Annotated in this window: 10 protein-coding genes; 1 reads left to right on the top strand and 9 read right to left on the bottom strand. The window is 43.4% G+C overall.

The annotated features are described in order from the left end of the window. Positions 1-41: 41 nt before the first annotated feature. The 6 genes from def to CDO33_RS04960 all read right to left on the bottom strand — a co-directional run bounded on the left by def (position 42) and on the right by CDO33_RS04960 (position 6435). A complete protein-coding gene (def, locus tag CDO33_RS04985; protein ID WP_103080878.1) occupies positions 42-506 on the bottom strand; it encodes a peptide deformylase in 465 nt (154 codons plus the stop codon). A gap of 356 nt (positions 507-862) precedes the next feature. Then, positions 863-3310: a primosomal protein N' gene (gene priA, locus CDO33_RS04980; RefSeq protein ID WP_103080879.1), complete on the bottom strand. Its 2448-nt coding sequence runs from the start codon at positions 3308-3310 to the stop codon at positions 863-865. Between the two features lie 143 nt (positions 3311-3453). Next, positions 3454-4428, bottom strand: a complete 975-nt coding sequence (locus CDO33_RS04975; RefSeq protein WP_103080880.1) for a polyprenyl synthetase family protein — start codon at positions 4426-4428, stop codon at positions 3454-3456. 9 nt (positions 4429-4437) lie between these two features. Then, complete coding sequence (locus tag CDO33_RS04970) at positions 4438-4950, bottom strand: Gx transporter family protein (RefSeq protein ID WP_242974843.1); 513 nt, start codon at positions 4948-4950, stop codon at positions 4438-4440. A gap of 86 nt (positions 4951-5036) precedes the next feature. Further along, complete coding sequence (locus CDO33_RS04965; RefSeq protein ID WP_103080882.1) at positions 5037-5414, bottom strand: NusG domain II-containing protein; 378 nt, start codon at positions 5412-5414, stop codon at positions 5037-5039. Further along, positions 5398-6435 (bottom strand): FAD:protein FMN transferase, encoded by a 1038-nt coding sequence (locus CDO33_RS04960; RefSeq protein WP_103080883.1) that lies wholly within the window; start codon positions 6433-6435, stop codon positions 5398-5400. The genes CDO33_RS04965 and CDO33_RS04960 overlap by 17 nt, the downstream gene beginning before the upstream one ends. Before the next feature lie 505 nt (positions 6436-6940). Between CDO33_RS04960 and CDO33_RS04955 the strand changes: the two genes are divergently transcribed. Further along, positions 6941-8719 carry an NAD(P)/FAD-dependent oxidoreductase gene (locus CDO33_RS04955; protein ID WP_103080884.1) on the top strand — a complete coding sequence of 593 codons (1779 nt, stop codon included), beginning with the start codon at positions 6941-6943 and terminating at the stop codon, positions 8717-8719. A gap of 166 nt (positions 8720-8885) precedes the next feature. Here CDO33_RS04955 and CDO33_RS04950 read toward each other — a convergent pair whose 3' ends face one another. From CDO33_RS04950 to CDO33_RS04940, 3 genes are all read right to left on the bottom strand, one after another. Next, positions 8886-9584 (bottom strand): single-stranded DNA-binding protein, encoded by a 699-nt coding sequence (locus CDO33_RS04950; protein ID WP_103080885.1) that lies wholly within the window; start codon positions 9582-9584, stop codon positions 8886-8888. 449 nt (positions 9585-10033) lie between these two features. Continuing rightward, entirely contained in the window at positions 10034-10804 is a 771-nt protein-coding gene (locus CDO33_RS04945) for a polysaccharide deacetylase family protein (protein ID WP_103080886.1), read from the bottom strand. 345 nt (positions 10805-11149) lie between these two features. Next, entirely contained in the window at positions 11150-13333 is a 2184-nt protein-coding gene (locus CDO33_RS04940; protein ID WP_103080887.1) for a pyruvate formate lyase family protein, read from the bottom strand. Positions 13334-13339: the final 6 nt, after the last annotated feature.

The raw sequence follows: 13339 nt of genomic DNA, 5'->3' as shown, positions 1-13339 counted from the left end.
TATTGACTTCCAGCACAGAGCGGATATTTCCAGTAACCTGCTTATTTATAATCGTTTTTGTCAATCAGCCTAATGGCCTTATCCTTGAACAAAATTCCATCGAGATGATCAATTTCATGGCACAAGGCTATTGCCAGCAAACCGTCGGCATTAATGACCACTTTTTCACCTCTTGGATCCAGTGCCTCTACGACAACTCTTGCCGGGCGTTTAACCTCTCCCACCAAATTGGGAATGCTAAGGCAGCCTTCAACCTCTATCTGTTCGCCTTCCTGCTCGACAATCTTGGGGTTTATGAGTTCAAGCAACCCATCACCCACATCTATTACAACCACTCTTTTCAGTATTCCCACTTGGGGCGCAGCCAATCCAACGCCATCCGCCTTATACATGGTCTCCGCCATATCCTTTAACAGGGTAAGTATCTTTTCATCTATCACGTCTACTTCCCTGGAGACCTTTCTTAACACTTCTTCGCCCTCAAGCCTTATATTTCTAATAGCCATTATTTTATACCTCCATCTGTTAAGCTACATCAAATCCGTAGCCTTCCTATTCTTTCATTACCTGGCATAAGCCAACACAATGCATTCATTATCCTGATATTATATTGATACCCCATTGTCACATTGGAAAACAATGGCTTTAAGGCTGCTTCAAAATTCCCCGGCGACACATAATCGGTCCCTATATTCCGTGAAAATGTAAATGCCAATTTATAGTCCAGTATATGGCACTTCGGGCGGAACAAGCCTTCCAGTGATTGTTCTCCACAAATTTCATCAAAATAGACTTAACATAACTTCATCTTTACTATCTATAATATAAAAATTTAACCCGTAGGTTAACATCTATTTATTTATTATAACATATTTGCAGGATTTATATCTATATTCAAATCGACTCCGCTGTTCTGTCTTTTTGAGTAAAAAGCATCCGAGACTTCTCTCAACAGGGCAGTAAGCATATCCATATCCCTTTGCTTTATGACTATTCTCCATCTATACTTGTTCTTAATCTTTGTAAGGGGTGCTCTTGCCGGACCGAGCACGCTCACTCCGTCACCGGCATTGGCAAGCCTTCCTGCAATAAAGTCTTTCAGCTCCTTTGCCCTGCTAAAGACAAGCTTGTCATTAGGGCCGCTTAATATAACCGTCGATATATTGGTAAAAGGCGGATAATATAAAGCATTCCTCATTATTATCTCCTGGCTGTAAAACGAGTTATAGTCATGGTTGCAGGCTGCCAGGATGCTGAAATCTTCAGTATTATATGTCTGTATTATCACCTTTCCGGGTATTTTTCCCCTTCCTGCCCTTCCTGCCACCTGCGTTATCAATTGGAAAGTCCTTTCGGAAGAATTATAATCCCCGGAATTCAGCAAACTGTCTGCGGCAAGAACTCCAACCAGAGTTACATTGGGAAAATCATGGCCTTTTGCGATCATCTGGGTTCCCACCATTATGTTTATGTTTTTTTCCCTGAAAGCCCTTAAAATCTCCTCATGGGAGTTCTTATAGGTTGTGGTGTCAGCGTCCATACGAATAACGCTGCAGCCGGGAAATTGCTTTTTCAACTCCTCCTCCACCCGCTGTGTCCCGGTACCAAAATGCCTTATGTAATTGCTTCCGCATTTCGGGCAGGTAGAAGGGTTTTTCACGGTGTATCCGCAGTAATGGCATATCAGTCTTTCATCATGGGAATGGTATGTGAGAGAGACATTGCAGTTGGTGCACTTAATAGTATGCCCGCAGCTCCTGCACAGGACAAAGGAGGCATGTCCCCTCCTGTTTAAAAAAAGGATGGTCTGCTGCCCGCTTTCAATGTTCCTGGCAATCTCTGCTGCCAACCTTCTGCTGAATATGGATCTGTTGCCCTCATCCAGCTCATTCCTCATATCAATTATCTCCACTGTGGGAAGCAGCATATTATTTGCCCTGCTGCTCATTTCCAGAAACTCCATCTCTCCGTTTTTTGCCCTGTAGTATGTATCGATTGAAGGGGTAGCTGAGCCATAAAGCAATACGGCATCTTCCTGCATGCACCTCTCCCGTGCTACTTCCCGGGCATGATACTTGGGAGTTATCTCCGATTTGTAGGAATTTTCATGTTCTTCATCTATAACGATCAGGCCAAGCTTATCCAGAGGTGCAAAAACTGCAGACCTGGTACCTACAACCACCTTGATTTTACCGTCCTTTATCAGCCTCCACTGGTCAAACCTCTCCCCCAGGGACAGCCTGCTGTGCTGTACTGCCACATCATTTCCAAATCTGCTTTTGAATCTGTAAACGGTCTGCGGAGTAAGGGATATTTCAGGCACCAGGACTATTGCCTGCTTTCCTGAATTTAAACAGTGCTGGATAAGCTGCATGTATACTTCTGTCTTACCACTGCCTGTAACCCCATGAATCAGAGCCTCGGCAAATTTGCCCCTGTCCATCATGGCTTTTACCCTGTTTAATACCGCCTCCTGCTGAGGAGTCGGCGTCAGTGGCTCAGCACGCTCCACAACCTTGTTTCCCAAGGGGTCTCTGTTTACATTGATATCTTTATAAAAAATGTACCCATATTTTCTCAAGGTGTCCAGAACACCGGCTGATGCCCCGGAGAACCTTACAATATCAGGTACAGCTATGTACTCATTATCCAAAAGCAGCTCCAGAATTCTTATCTGCTGAATTCTTTTAATGCGGCCGCTTTCAATATCCTCAATTATTTCATCTCTGGGCAGTGCAAGGCTTGCAACTCTTACTGTCTTTTCCTTCACCCGGCTGGTATACTCCTCGCATATTTCGACCAGTCCGGCTTTCTCCAGCAAATCCAGCTGTTTTGAAAAACCCTTTATATTGGCGCGGCTTTTCAGCTCTTCCAGCTCGCACTCGCCGTTATTTTCGGACAATATGTCCAGCAATTTTTTCTGGCTTTTCCCGACATCGGGGTCCTGTTTTATCAGCTTTACGATACAAAAGCTTTTTACGCCGATTCCAGGAGGAACCATACACTTTATTGCATCGGAATAGGTGCAAATATATTTGTCCTTCATCCAGCAAGCCAGCTTAATCATCTGTTTTCCCAGGACCGGGCTGTCATCCAGGACTTTCCGGATCTCTTTCAACTCATTGAATTCGGTTTTATCTATCACATCCAACACATAGGCTTCCATGGACCTGTTTGCCTTGCCGAAGGGTACTATAACCCTTACCCCCGGCACAACCATGCCCTTCATATTGTCGGGTATGGAGTAATGGTATTCCCTGTCGAACTCTCTTGTGGAATTACTTAAAACTACCGAAGCAATATCACCCATATGGAATCCTTCCTACCTCATATACTTGCATTAATATTTGATTCCGGCTCATATATTCGGTTATGAGCGCCTAAATGAAGGCGCAGCGCATCTTCACAGCCACATTTAGCCGGTATCAGTCCAACCCTTATCCCTCAAGTATTCTATATCCTGAGAGAAAGCAGCAGCTCCTCCAGCAATTTTCTGTAGTTGTTGGAGGGCAATTTCATGAGTTCCCGCATCCCTCTTTCTATATAGGTATTCAGCATCATTTTTGCGTCATCAATACCTCCATTCTTCTTTACACCGCTTATGATTACATCAACCTCATCATCCGCCAGGATTGCCTTTTTGGCAAAGAAGCGGGATACTATCTCTTTAAAGGCAGGGTTGTTTCTCATTGCATAAATGGCAGGTATGGTAACTATACCCTTGGCTATGTCACCACCCACCGGCTTGCCCACTCTTTCAGGGTCGGCAATATAGTCATACAAATCATCCCTTATCTGAAAGGCCATGCCGTAATAAAAGCCGTACTTGGCAAGGCTTTTTTCCACATTCCTGGAGCATTTTCCTGTATATGCTCCTAGCAAACAAGCAGAGGCAAACAAAATCGCCGTCTTTCTGCTTATGCGCTTCAAATATGAAAAAACGGTGGAGTCTACATTGAACCTGTCGTTAAACTGATAAACTTCACCCTCACATATGGCCTTTATCGTCTTTGCTATGATTTCCAGCTTCTCGGCTGAAATGCCCTTGGAAAGCATCAGTACAGCTTTTGTAAACAAAAAATCCCCTGTATATAAGGCGATGTCATTCCCATATTCTTCAGCAACGGTCAGCTTTCCCCTTCTCATCTTTGAACGGTCGATTATATCATCATGTACAAGGGTTGCAGTATGGAGTATCTCCAAAGCTCCGGCTGCAGGCACCGTCTTTTTTCTGTTATATCTACCAAATTTTGAGGATATGATAACAAAGGCGGGTCTTATCCGTTTCCCGCCGGCATCTACAAGATCAGTCACTATAGTAGACAGCAGCTCATTTTTGGAAGAGATGTTCTTTTTTATATACTCCTCCACCCTCCTCAATTCTTCCAGCACGTCAGGGCACTTAGTCCACAATGAAATCAACCCCAATACTCAATGTTAATTTAATATGTTCAGCTTTTTCAGAGTCCTGCTTAAAAACATGCTGCACAAACCGACAAAACACCCCATAATAATACCAGATATCATTAACACAGGCAAGTAGGACAGAACCGACAGTGTTTGCAGCGTTACCAAAGCAATCAATATCTGGCCTATATTATGGGCAACTGCTCCGGCAATGCTTATTCCAATGGTGCTGAAAAGCCTGGACAATCTGCTGTGCAAAAAATACATGACCAACGCGCTTAAGACTCCTCCCGCAACGCTGAACAAGAAAATCATCGGTCCGCCTGCGAAAAGAGATGAAAGCAGACAGCGGATTATAACAACTACCAGGCCTTCCTTTAGCCCAAAGAACATTATAACCACCATAGTTATGATGTTGGCTAAACCAAGTTTGACCCCCGGTATTCCCACCGGTACAGGTATAAATGATTCAACTATGGATAATACCAGCGCTTGTGCTACAAACAATGCCAGCAAAACCATCTTCTTATTTTTACTCATCATCAGCCTTCTTAGGGACGCTCCTTTGTATTATACCCATTATCTTTCCGCTCTTTTATAGCAAAACATACCGGTTGTGTACATTTGCTTCAATACGTTGCTCCATCAACCTCTTCGCCTTCACCTTTGATCATGATAAGCGATTTATTAGGAAGGCAAGCGGCAAAGCTTCCGGTTTTATCCAGCCAGCCGGTATGCACGCATACCAGGTCCGGACAGTCGGACTCTTCAAACCTTATGCGCCCCTTCTCAATGAGTATTATATTATTGTAATCTCCTGTCAAAGACAAGCGTTCCGCTTCCTGCACCTCATCAAGGTTGATCTCCCGGATCACTTTATTCTCCTGCTTTATAACAGCTATTCTATCGCCCTTCATGCCGCCTCTATAAAATCTGATGCCTGCAAGACCCGCAATTACGGCGACAACCAGCAATATGACAAGAGCTATGTCACCTTTCTTCAACATAAGTAAATTCCTTGCTTTCATCCTTAAATGTAAATGATTCTTTCAATCCTTCGGTAATATATACCTTCTTGTCCTCGGTAATAAAGATCGCATCCACTCCGTCAAGCCTTTCCACCAACTGCATTCCTTTTTCAAGGCCAAGAACAAAAACTGAAGTGGACAGAGCATCGGCATCGGTCGAACTATCGGCCACTATCGTAGTTGCAATAAGCCCGGAATCCGCCGGATACCCTGTTCTGGGGTCCAGAATATGATGGTATCTCACGCCGTCCTTCTCAAAAAACCTCTCATAATCTCCTGAGCTTACCACTGCCTTATCTCTTACTTTTACTATGCCTATATACTCCCCTGTAGGTGCTCTCGGATTCTGTATTCCTATGGACCAGGGATTGCCATCAGGTTTGCTCCCCAGAGCCACCACATTGCCTCCAAGGTTTATCAGGGCAGATTTTACACCCTTTGCTTTTAGTATCTCAACTGCCACATCTCCCGCATATCCTTTGGCGATACCGCCAAGATCCACTATTTGGCCCTTGCGTGCAAGGTATGCGCTGGAATCGGCATTGTTGATGCTTATATCCCTGTAATTTACTAAACTCTTAAGATTATCTATCTCGTCCTTTGAGGGCACCCTGGGATTGTCGGTAAATATCCCCCAGGCATTGGCCAGCGGACCTATTGTAACATCAAAAGCACCTTCGCTCAGCTCGGCATATTCGATTGCCTTGCCCAGGACAGAAATGGAATCCCTGCTCAGTTTGACTTCTCCGACGCCTGCCATGTCGTTAAGTTTATCGATCTCGCTTTGCTTATCGGCGTCCTTGATAGTCATCATTGCCTCAAGCTCAGCTATTTTCTCCATTACCTCATCTGCTGCCTTTTGGGCGTTTTTCCCATATACCTTTTCAGTTATCACAGTTCCCATATAAGAGCCAATGCGTTCAGCAGGTGTATTTTGCTGGCATGATGCCAGAATGAATGAAACATATATCATTAATAGCAATAAGATTTTCCTTCTCATATATCTCCAACATCCAATAAAATAAAGCCCCTGGTAGTCCCCGGAGCGCTAGGTAGCCAATCTGAAAACTTTCATTTGAATATTATACTTATATGCATATTATATATTATAAGAAATTGCTATGTCAAATGAAGATATCTTGCTCAAATTATACTATTTTATCAGTTTTCCCAGTCACAAGTTCATGTCTTAAGAAAGGACGTTCCGGATTAAAACACGTAATGCTGCAAAAATATATATAAGTTGAATATAAAAAATATATATTAGTTCATAAAATTTATCAAAATTAACATTTAGCAAACATACCGCGTATATGATATAATTAAGGCATTGCGGCTATGTATAATATATCTGATTTACCAACAGCTTATTCACTTTTTTCTAAAATATTTAGTTTTCCGACATGATACCGGTGGTAATATAATTTGGTAATATATTATTATACATAAATTTAGTACATACTTATATTAAATCAAATCAGAAATTAAGCAAGGGGGACATTTACATGTCAAAAAAAGTAATTGTGCTCGGGGCAGGGTATGCAGGGATAGAAGCTGCACTCACGCTCCAAAAAAAGAAGAAAAAAGAAGACGATATTGAAATCACAATTATCGACAAAAACACCTATCATACCCTGTTGACCGAATTGCATGAAGTTGCCGGCAACAGAATCAGGGAAGAAGGCGTAATTGTGCCTTTGAGGGATATTTTCAAATATTCTGACGTAAAGATTGTCCAGGACGAAATTAATGGCATAGACTTTGAAAATAACAAGCTCCTTTCATCTTCTCGTGAATACCACTATGACTATCTGATTCTTGCGGCAGGCAGTGAACCCAACTTTTTCGGTATCCCCGGAATACAGGAACATGCTTTTACCATATGGTCTTATGAACAGGCTATAAGGATACGGGAACATATCAGAAAATGTTTTGTTAAGGCATCCCAGGAACAGGATAAGGCCAAAAGAGAACAGCTGCTGTGCTTCGTAGTCGGTGGAGGCGGATTCACCGGAGTTGAAACGATAGGTGAAATCGCCAATTGGGTAAAACAGTTGTGCAGGGAATACGGCGTTGACAGGAATGAAGTCAAGCTTATATTGGTGGAAGCCTTGGGAAGCATCCTTACCAACCTTAAGGAACGAGGCGCCAAAAAATCCATGGATTACCTCGTCAACAAGCTGGGAGTAGAAGTGCTGCTAAACAGTGCTGTTTCCAGTGTTACTGCTGACCATGTGGAGATCAAGACCGGCAGGGTCATTCCTACCAAAACCCTCATATGGACAGCCGGAGTCAAAGCAAACAGCCTTGCGGAAAAACTGGATATCAACAGGAGCCGTGCCAGCAGGATTGTTGTAAACGAGTATGCACAAACCCAGTATAAAAATGTGTATTCGGTGGGTGATATTTCAGCGTTTTCCACCGGTGAAAATCAGATTCTCCCTGCCTTGGTCGAGTCAGCCATGCAGACTGGTAAGGGCGCTGCCTTGAATATTCTCGCGGACATCCGGGGAAAGGAAAAAGAAAAGATCAAACCTAAGCTTCACGGTGTCATGGTATCTGTGGGAGCCTTTTTTGCCCAGTCAAATATAATGGGACGTGAACTTCCCACCTGGCTCTCCATACTCATGAAATACATGGTGAATATCCACTATCTTTTCGGAATAGGTGGTTTTGAACTGGTTTTCAGATATATAAAAGACGAACTGCTATTTAAACAGCAGGACAAGTTCCTTCTGGAAAAGCACTACTCAGTAATGACCCCGGCATTCTGGCTTGTACCCATCCGTTTGTTCCTTGGATATAAATGGCTTATGGAGGGTATTGAGAAGGTTCAGCAAGGCTGGTTTACAAAAGCATTGCTGGCAGGTCTGCCCGGAGCAGATGCCGGTTCCAGCGCATCTGTGACCGACACTGGCGAAACAGTATTCAGAATAATATCCGAGCACACGCCGGGATGGTATGCTTGGATTGCCACCAATATAGTAATACCTAACGCAATCCTGTTCCAGGTGCTGATAGTTCTTGCTGAGATAGGCATAGGCCTTGCCCTGTTGTCAGGAACCTTTACTTTCATAGCGGCTCTTGGCTCACTGGCATTGAATGTAAACTTCCTTCTTTCCACCGGCATGTATGAATACGACTGGTGGTTCATTCCAGCAGCCCTCTGCTTACTGGGAGGAGCAGGAAGAGCTTTTGGCGTAGACCATTATCTTATGCCTTATCTGATGAAACAGTGGAGATATTTCGTAAGAAACAGAAAGATAAAACTCTGGCTGAGATAATGCTGACATGTAACAGGAAGATTAAAGGTTTGCAGTTGTAACTTTCTGCAAGCCGCATATAATTGAAAACCCTCTGCAAAATAAGTCATTGACTGTTTTGCAGAGGGTTTTGATTATACTGAAATATGCTTGCTGCCAGTAGACACTCACAATCAGCTGTGTATGCTTATTCCTTTGCTTTAGAAACGAGATTCTCTTCATCCTGCTCCACATAATCTTTCTTCTCGCTTTCCCTGACGGCAGCCACTTCCATCTTGGAAATAGAAACCTCATAAGCAGTTTTTGTGACAACTTCTCCTGAATCCAGCTTTTTCTGGTAAGCTCTGCTCTGGATTCTTCCCCAGATTTTTATATTTGTCCCAACAGCAAGATTTTCAGAGTATCTTGCATTTCTGCCCCATGCAATGCAGGGTATATAATCAGACTTATTGTACGGCCTGTTTACCGCCATCAGTATATCGGTTATCTCCCGCCCGAAGGGTGTGACTCTGAAAATGGGCTTTTTGCATATGTAACCATTAAGGTAAATCTGGTTAGGATTCTTTACTTTCAAATCATCTTCCAGAAAGTTTATATCTCTGGCAAAGACAGTCAATATCAGCTTGTTGCCCTGAGTATTATTGAAACTGTTGTATGAACGGAACTGACCCTCCACCTCTATATTCTTACCTATACTCAATTCATCTTTATTTACCAGGCGTTCCGAAACAGTTACCGGTATATAATCATAGCTGTCGCTAAGCCTCGGCACCTCAAGCATAAAGCAATAAAACCCTTCTCCGTAGACCTCATGGCTGAACTCAGCATTAGAAACTATCTTACCGGAAATGGTCACCATGTTGTTCTCCAGTATGTTTCCGACCATCCGACCCCCACTCTCCTCTCTTAGGCTCTTGTATGTCTATTGTTTATCTAATGTAATGTTTATTCATATAAGCCAAACTTTAGAATAAAAAAAATATATAGAAAACGAACTCCAAAGCCATAAACACATGCCTGATCGGGCTTTAAGCAGATCTGACATACCGCATTTCGACAAACAACCGAAAACACGGTACCATACTTGCATACAGACACATTACAATTAACTTCTTCAAGTACCATTTATTATATATTATAAATTTCTACTTGAACATACCTGCTAATATATAATTTGTCCAAAAAATCATAAAATCTCCGTATCTCAGCAATAAGTTCACAAAAATACCTCGCAATAGGAGCAACGCCAAAATCTTTATCTCCCACATTAAAACATCGGCTATATCGGGCGAAATCATAATATCAAAATACAGCAGAGTTACACAAAATTTATTGTTATTTTTTCATTTTCTGCTTTCCATCATAATCGATGTAGTAATTTTCCCGCAATATTAGCCTCGAAACAGGCTCGAACGTGTAACCGTCCTCTTTAAGAGCCTTAATTATCGAAGGAAGTATTTTGGAAGTATGTTTTGTATCATTGTGAAAGAGTATTATTGATCCTGGCTTGACCTTTTCCGTCACCCTGCTTAAAATTGCATCGCTGCTCATTTCAGGTTTCCAGTCCAAGGAATCGACATCCCATTGGATTGTATAATATCCCAGCGCCTTTGCTTCCAGTATCACATCGTTATTATACTCTCCGTAAGGTGGCCTGAAAAGCTCAATTTTATTGCCGGTTATCTCCGCGAGCTTTTCACCGCATAAAGAAATCTCCTTGGAAATCCGGCTTTTATCCAGCACTCCCATCCTCAAATGGGAATAGGAGTGATTTGCTATGTCATGCCCATCTTCCGCCATCATTTTTACCTTGTCGGGGAATTTTTCAGCCCACTGCCCCACAATAAAGAATGTGGCTTTTACATCTTCCTTCCTCAGGGTGCTCAGAATATCCGGAATATCATCAGCACCCCACGCACAATCAAAGGTTATGGCAACTTTCTTTTCAGTGCTTTCAACAGAATATATGGGCAGTTCCCTTTTCTGGGAAAACACCTCTATTGCACCTTTGCCTGCTGTGCCTAACAGGACGCCCGCCACAACCGCTGCCACTATGATGATCAAATACCTGACAAGCCTTCTCAACCGGATTGCATATATAATCATTGCAAATCTCCTCTTATTAATATTAACTTCTTATTAATATTATTTTTGCAGAAACGGAGATATGCATATATTGTGCTTTTGTTTTGTGGCATCAGGATACGACCGCTTATATTTGTAATAATACCAATGACAAAATAAAGGCAGGCTATGGTGGTTCCACAACCTGCTCCATCAATCAAAATAGGTAAACGTTCATAAATGGAATGAGCCGTCTATTTAAATATTCCGTGTCCGGCATGGGATTGCCGGCTGCTCTAAAATCGTTCGGAGTCGGATATTCTAGAAGGCACCGCTCCTCCATTCTGCATGAATGACCAGAGATTTGAGGCTGTTAAAACACAGCCGTTATTTATCATCGGTTAAATACCGGTCCACAATCTGCTGGCGATACTGCTTGGATAAAGATGCAAAGAATGCGGAATAGCCGGTGACCCTTACCACCAAATCAGGATAGCTGTCTGGATCCTCATGAGCTTTCAGAATTTGCTCCTTGGTTATGCAGTTTAAGTTGATAAGAGTACCTCCCATCTGATTATGAGTGTGGATGAGAGCCATTAAGCAATCCACTCCTCCTTCTCTTTTCAGCATATCTGAATCTATATCCAGATGCAGAGGCGCAGAATTACCATATCCTGCCTGCACCAGTGCCACAGCATTGGCTTTCAAAGTAGGAGAAAAGCTGTTTAACCCTTTGGCAAAACCAGGGTCAGGCTCACTGGAATGAGAGATGGGATCTCCCTTCTTGCGGCCGTTGGGTGTGGCCGGCAGATTTCTGCCATAAGCATATATGTCCCCATGGGAAAACAATCCGGGGATTACTTCCAGATGATGTTTTGGGGTGCGGCTCTTTTTCACTTGGTACACAAACTCATCTCTAATGCGAGTTGCCCATCCCTCGGCGAGGGAATCAGGATTTCCAAAGCGAGGAATGCTTTTCAGCATGAGGCGTATGTTTTCTTCCCCTTCGAAATCTTTTTTCAAAGCATTATACAATTCCTGCCAGCTAATCCTTTTCTCCCGCACAACTCTTTGTTCAATTGCTGCAAAAGAATCCGCCACTGTAGCCAGAGCTATGCCGTCCAGGTTTAGCCCGATGATGTCCACGCCTCCCTGGGCGCAGTTCAATCCCCGCTCAATAGGACCATGGCAGAACAAATTCAGCACGATTTCAGGAGTATTTCTTGATACCACCTCATAATGCCAGTCATATCCTTCCTTAATGCAATCCACCATGATGGAAAGATGATGGGAGAATCTTTCCCATAAAGCTTCCAGGCTCGGCTCCTCATCGCCGTTCATCACATCGTCCATGGCATGGACCAAGGCAAAAGCCATATTCACTCTGCTCACGTCCTGCAGTGGGTATTCAATGCCCGGTAAAGCTACCCAGTTACACCCTACTTTAGCTCTCATCCGTGCCAGCTCGATAGGATGTCCGTTACGGGCAAATCCCTCCTCAATACCTTTGGACAGGGAGAAGCATACACCGGACCCATCCTCCAGAATGTACTCCACAGCCCTTCTCAGCAGATCCTCATTCATACCCTCCCAAACTCTTACCGCTATGTTGGAAGGTATACGAAGATAGTGAACCGCATCCAGCACCAAGAAAGACAATCGTCTGGTCAAGTCACGGCTTCCGTCGGGAGTGACCCCTCCTATCTGGGAATAATGGGTATCGTTATAGAAAAGGCTGGCCAGAATCCATACGGCCATTTCATCGGTGAGGATTCCATCCTTAACATCCTTTTCATAATAAGGCCGCAGCAGTTCATCAATCTGTCCTAATGCTCCGCCAAGATAATAGGTGCGGTCTATGCTCTGGAAATGGGCCAGGAACTGGCATGCTTCCCGGAAAGTCTTGGGCGGCGAATTAAGAAGATTCTCATTTACTTTAGCAATCTCCAGATAATTCTGACGGACTATCGGGTCCTCTTCCTTTTCTGCCATGCTGTAGGCATATTTCACATGACGCTCGATATACTCCAAAATGCCCAGGAGCAGTTCTTCTTCACCATCATAAAAATCCGTGTCTTTCGGAGCATTGAAGCTTCGATAATACCGCACTTTTTCCAGAAGGCCTTTCCACCCCAGCTGCAATCCGATAGTCATATCCGGCCCCAGATGGTTCATTGCTCCAATACCGCTCTGAGTAATACCATACTTTTCGTGTATGGGCTTTAAATGGACGGGTTGGTCGGAGGGGCGAAGTCCAATCTTGGCGAACCTGGCTATGGCCCCTGCCCAGCATCCGGCTAATGCGCTGGATGGATGTATATACGCTGGGAAGGAATTGAAAAACCTCCTAAGGTTCCTTCCGATTAACTTACATCCGTATATCATATTATCTTCGTTGTATTCCGGTGTGAAATCCATCTCATCAAAGCAGATAAAGCCATGATCATCCGTGTCGTAGGAACCACCGTATCTCTTCAGCTTCTCTTTGTTGTAGTAGAGTTTTGCCTGGCGCATATCTTCAATTCTTTTTTCGTATAATGGAGAAAGCTTGGTTTTTTCACTGTTTACCATACCAAA

It is taken from the genome of Clostridium thermosuccinogenes (genome assembly GCF_002896855.1).
Lineage (GTDB): Bacteria > Bacillota > Clostridia > Acetivibrionales > DSM-5807 > Pseudoclostridium > Pseudoclostridium thermosuccinogenes.
Note: the sequence above shows the minus strand (reverse complement) of the source record. Positions and strands in the feature narration are given on the sequence as shown.

What these genes read in the sequence shown, in the direction of transcription:
- priA (WP_103080879.1), bottom strand. Translation starts at nt 3,310, where the DNA reads ATGGGTGATATTGCTTCGGTAGTTTTAAGTAATTCCACAAGAGAGTTC.
- def (WP_103080878.1), bottom strand. Translation starts at nt 506, where the DNA reads ATGGCTATTAGAAATATAAGGCTTGAGGGCGAAGAAGTGTTAAGAAAG.
- CDO33_RS04940 (WP_103080887.1), bottom strand. Translation starts at nt 13,333, where the DNA reads ATGGTAAACAGTGAAAAAACCAAGCTTTCTCCATTATACGAAAAAAGA.
- CDO33_RS04950 (WP_103080885.1), bottom strand. Translation starts at nt 9,584, where the DNA reads ATGGTCGGAAACATACTGGAGAACAACATGGTGACCATTTCCGGTAAG.
- CDO33_RS04955 (WP_103080884.1), top strand. Translation starts at nt 6,941, where the DNA reads ATGTCAAAAAAAGTAATTGTGCTCGGGGCAGGGTATGCAGGGATAGAA.
- CDO33_RS04970 (WP_242974843.1), bottom strand. Translation starts at nt 4,950, where the DNA reads ATGATGAGTAAAAATAAGAAGATGGTTTTGCTGGCATTGTTTGTAGCA.
- CDO33_RS04945 (WP_103080886.1), bottom strand. Translation starts at nt 10,804, where the DNA reads ATGATTATATATGCAATCCGGTTGAGAAGGCTTGTCAGGTATTTGATC.
- CDO33_RS04965 (WP_103080882.1), bottom strand. Translation starts at nt 5,414, where the DNA reads ATGTTGAAGAAAGGTGACATAGCTCTTGTCATATTGCTGGTTGTCGCC.
- CDO33_RS04960 (WP_103080883.1), bottom strand. Translation starts at nt 6,435, where the DNA reads ATGAGAAGGAAAATCTTATTGCTATTAATGATATATGTTTCATTCATT.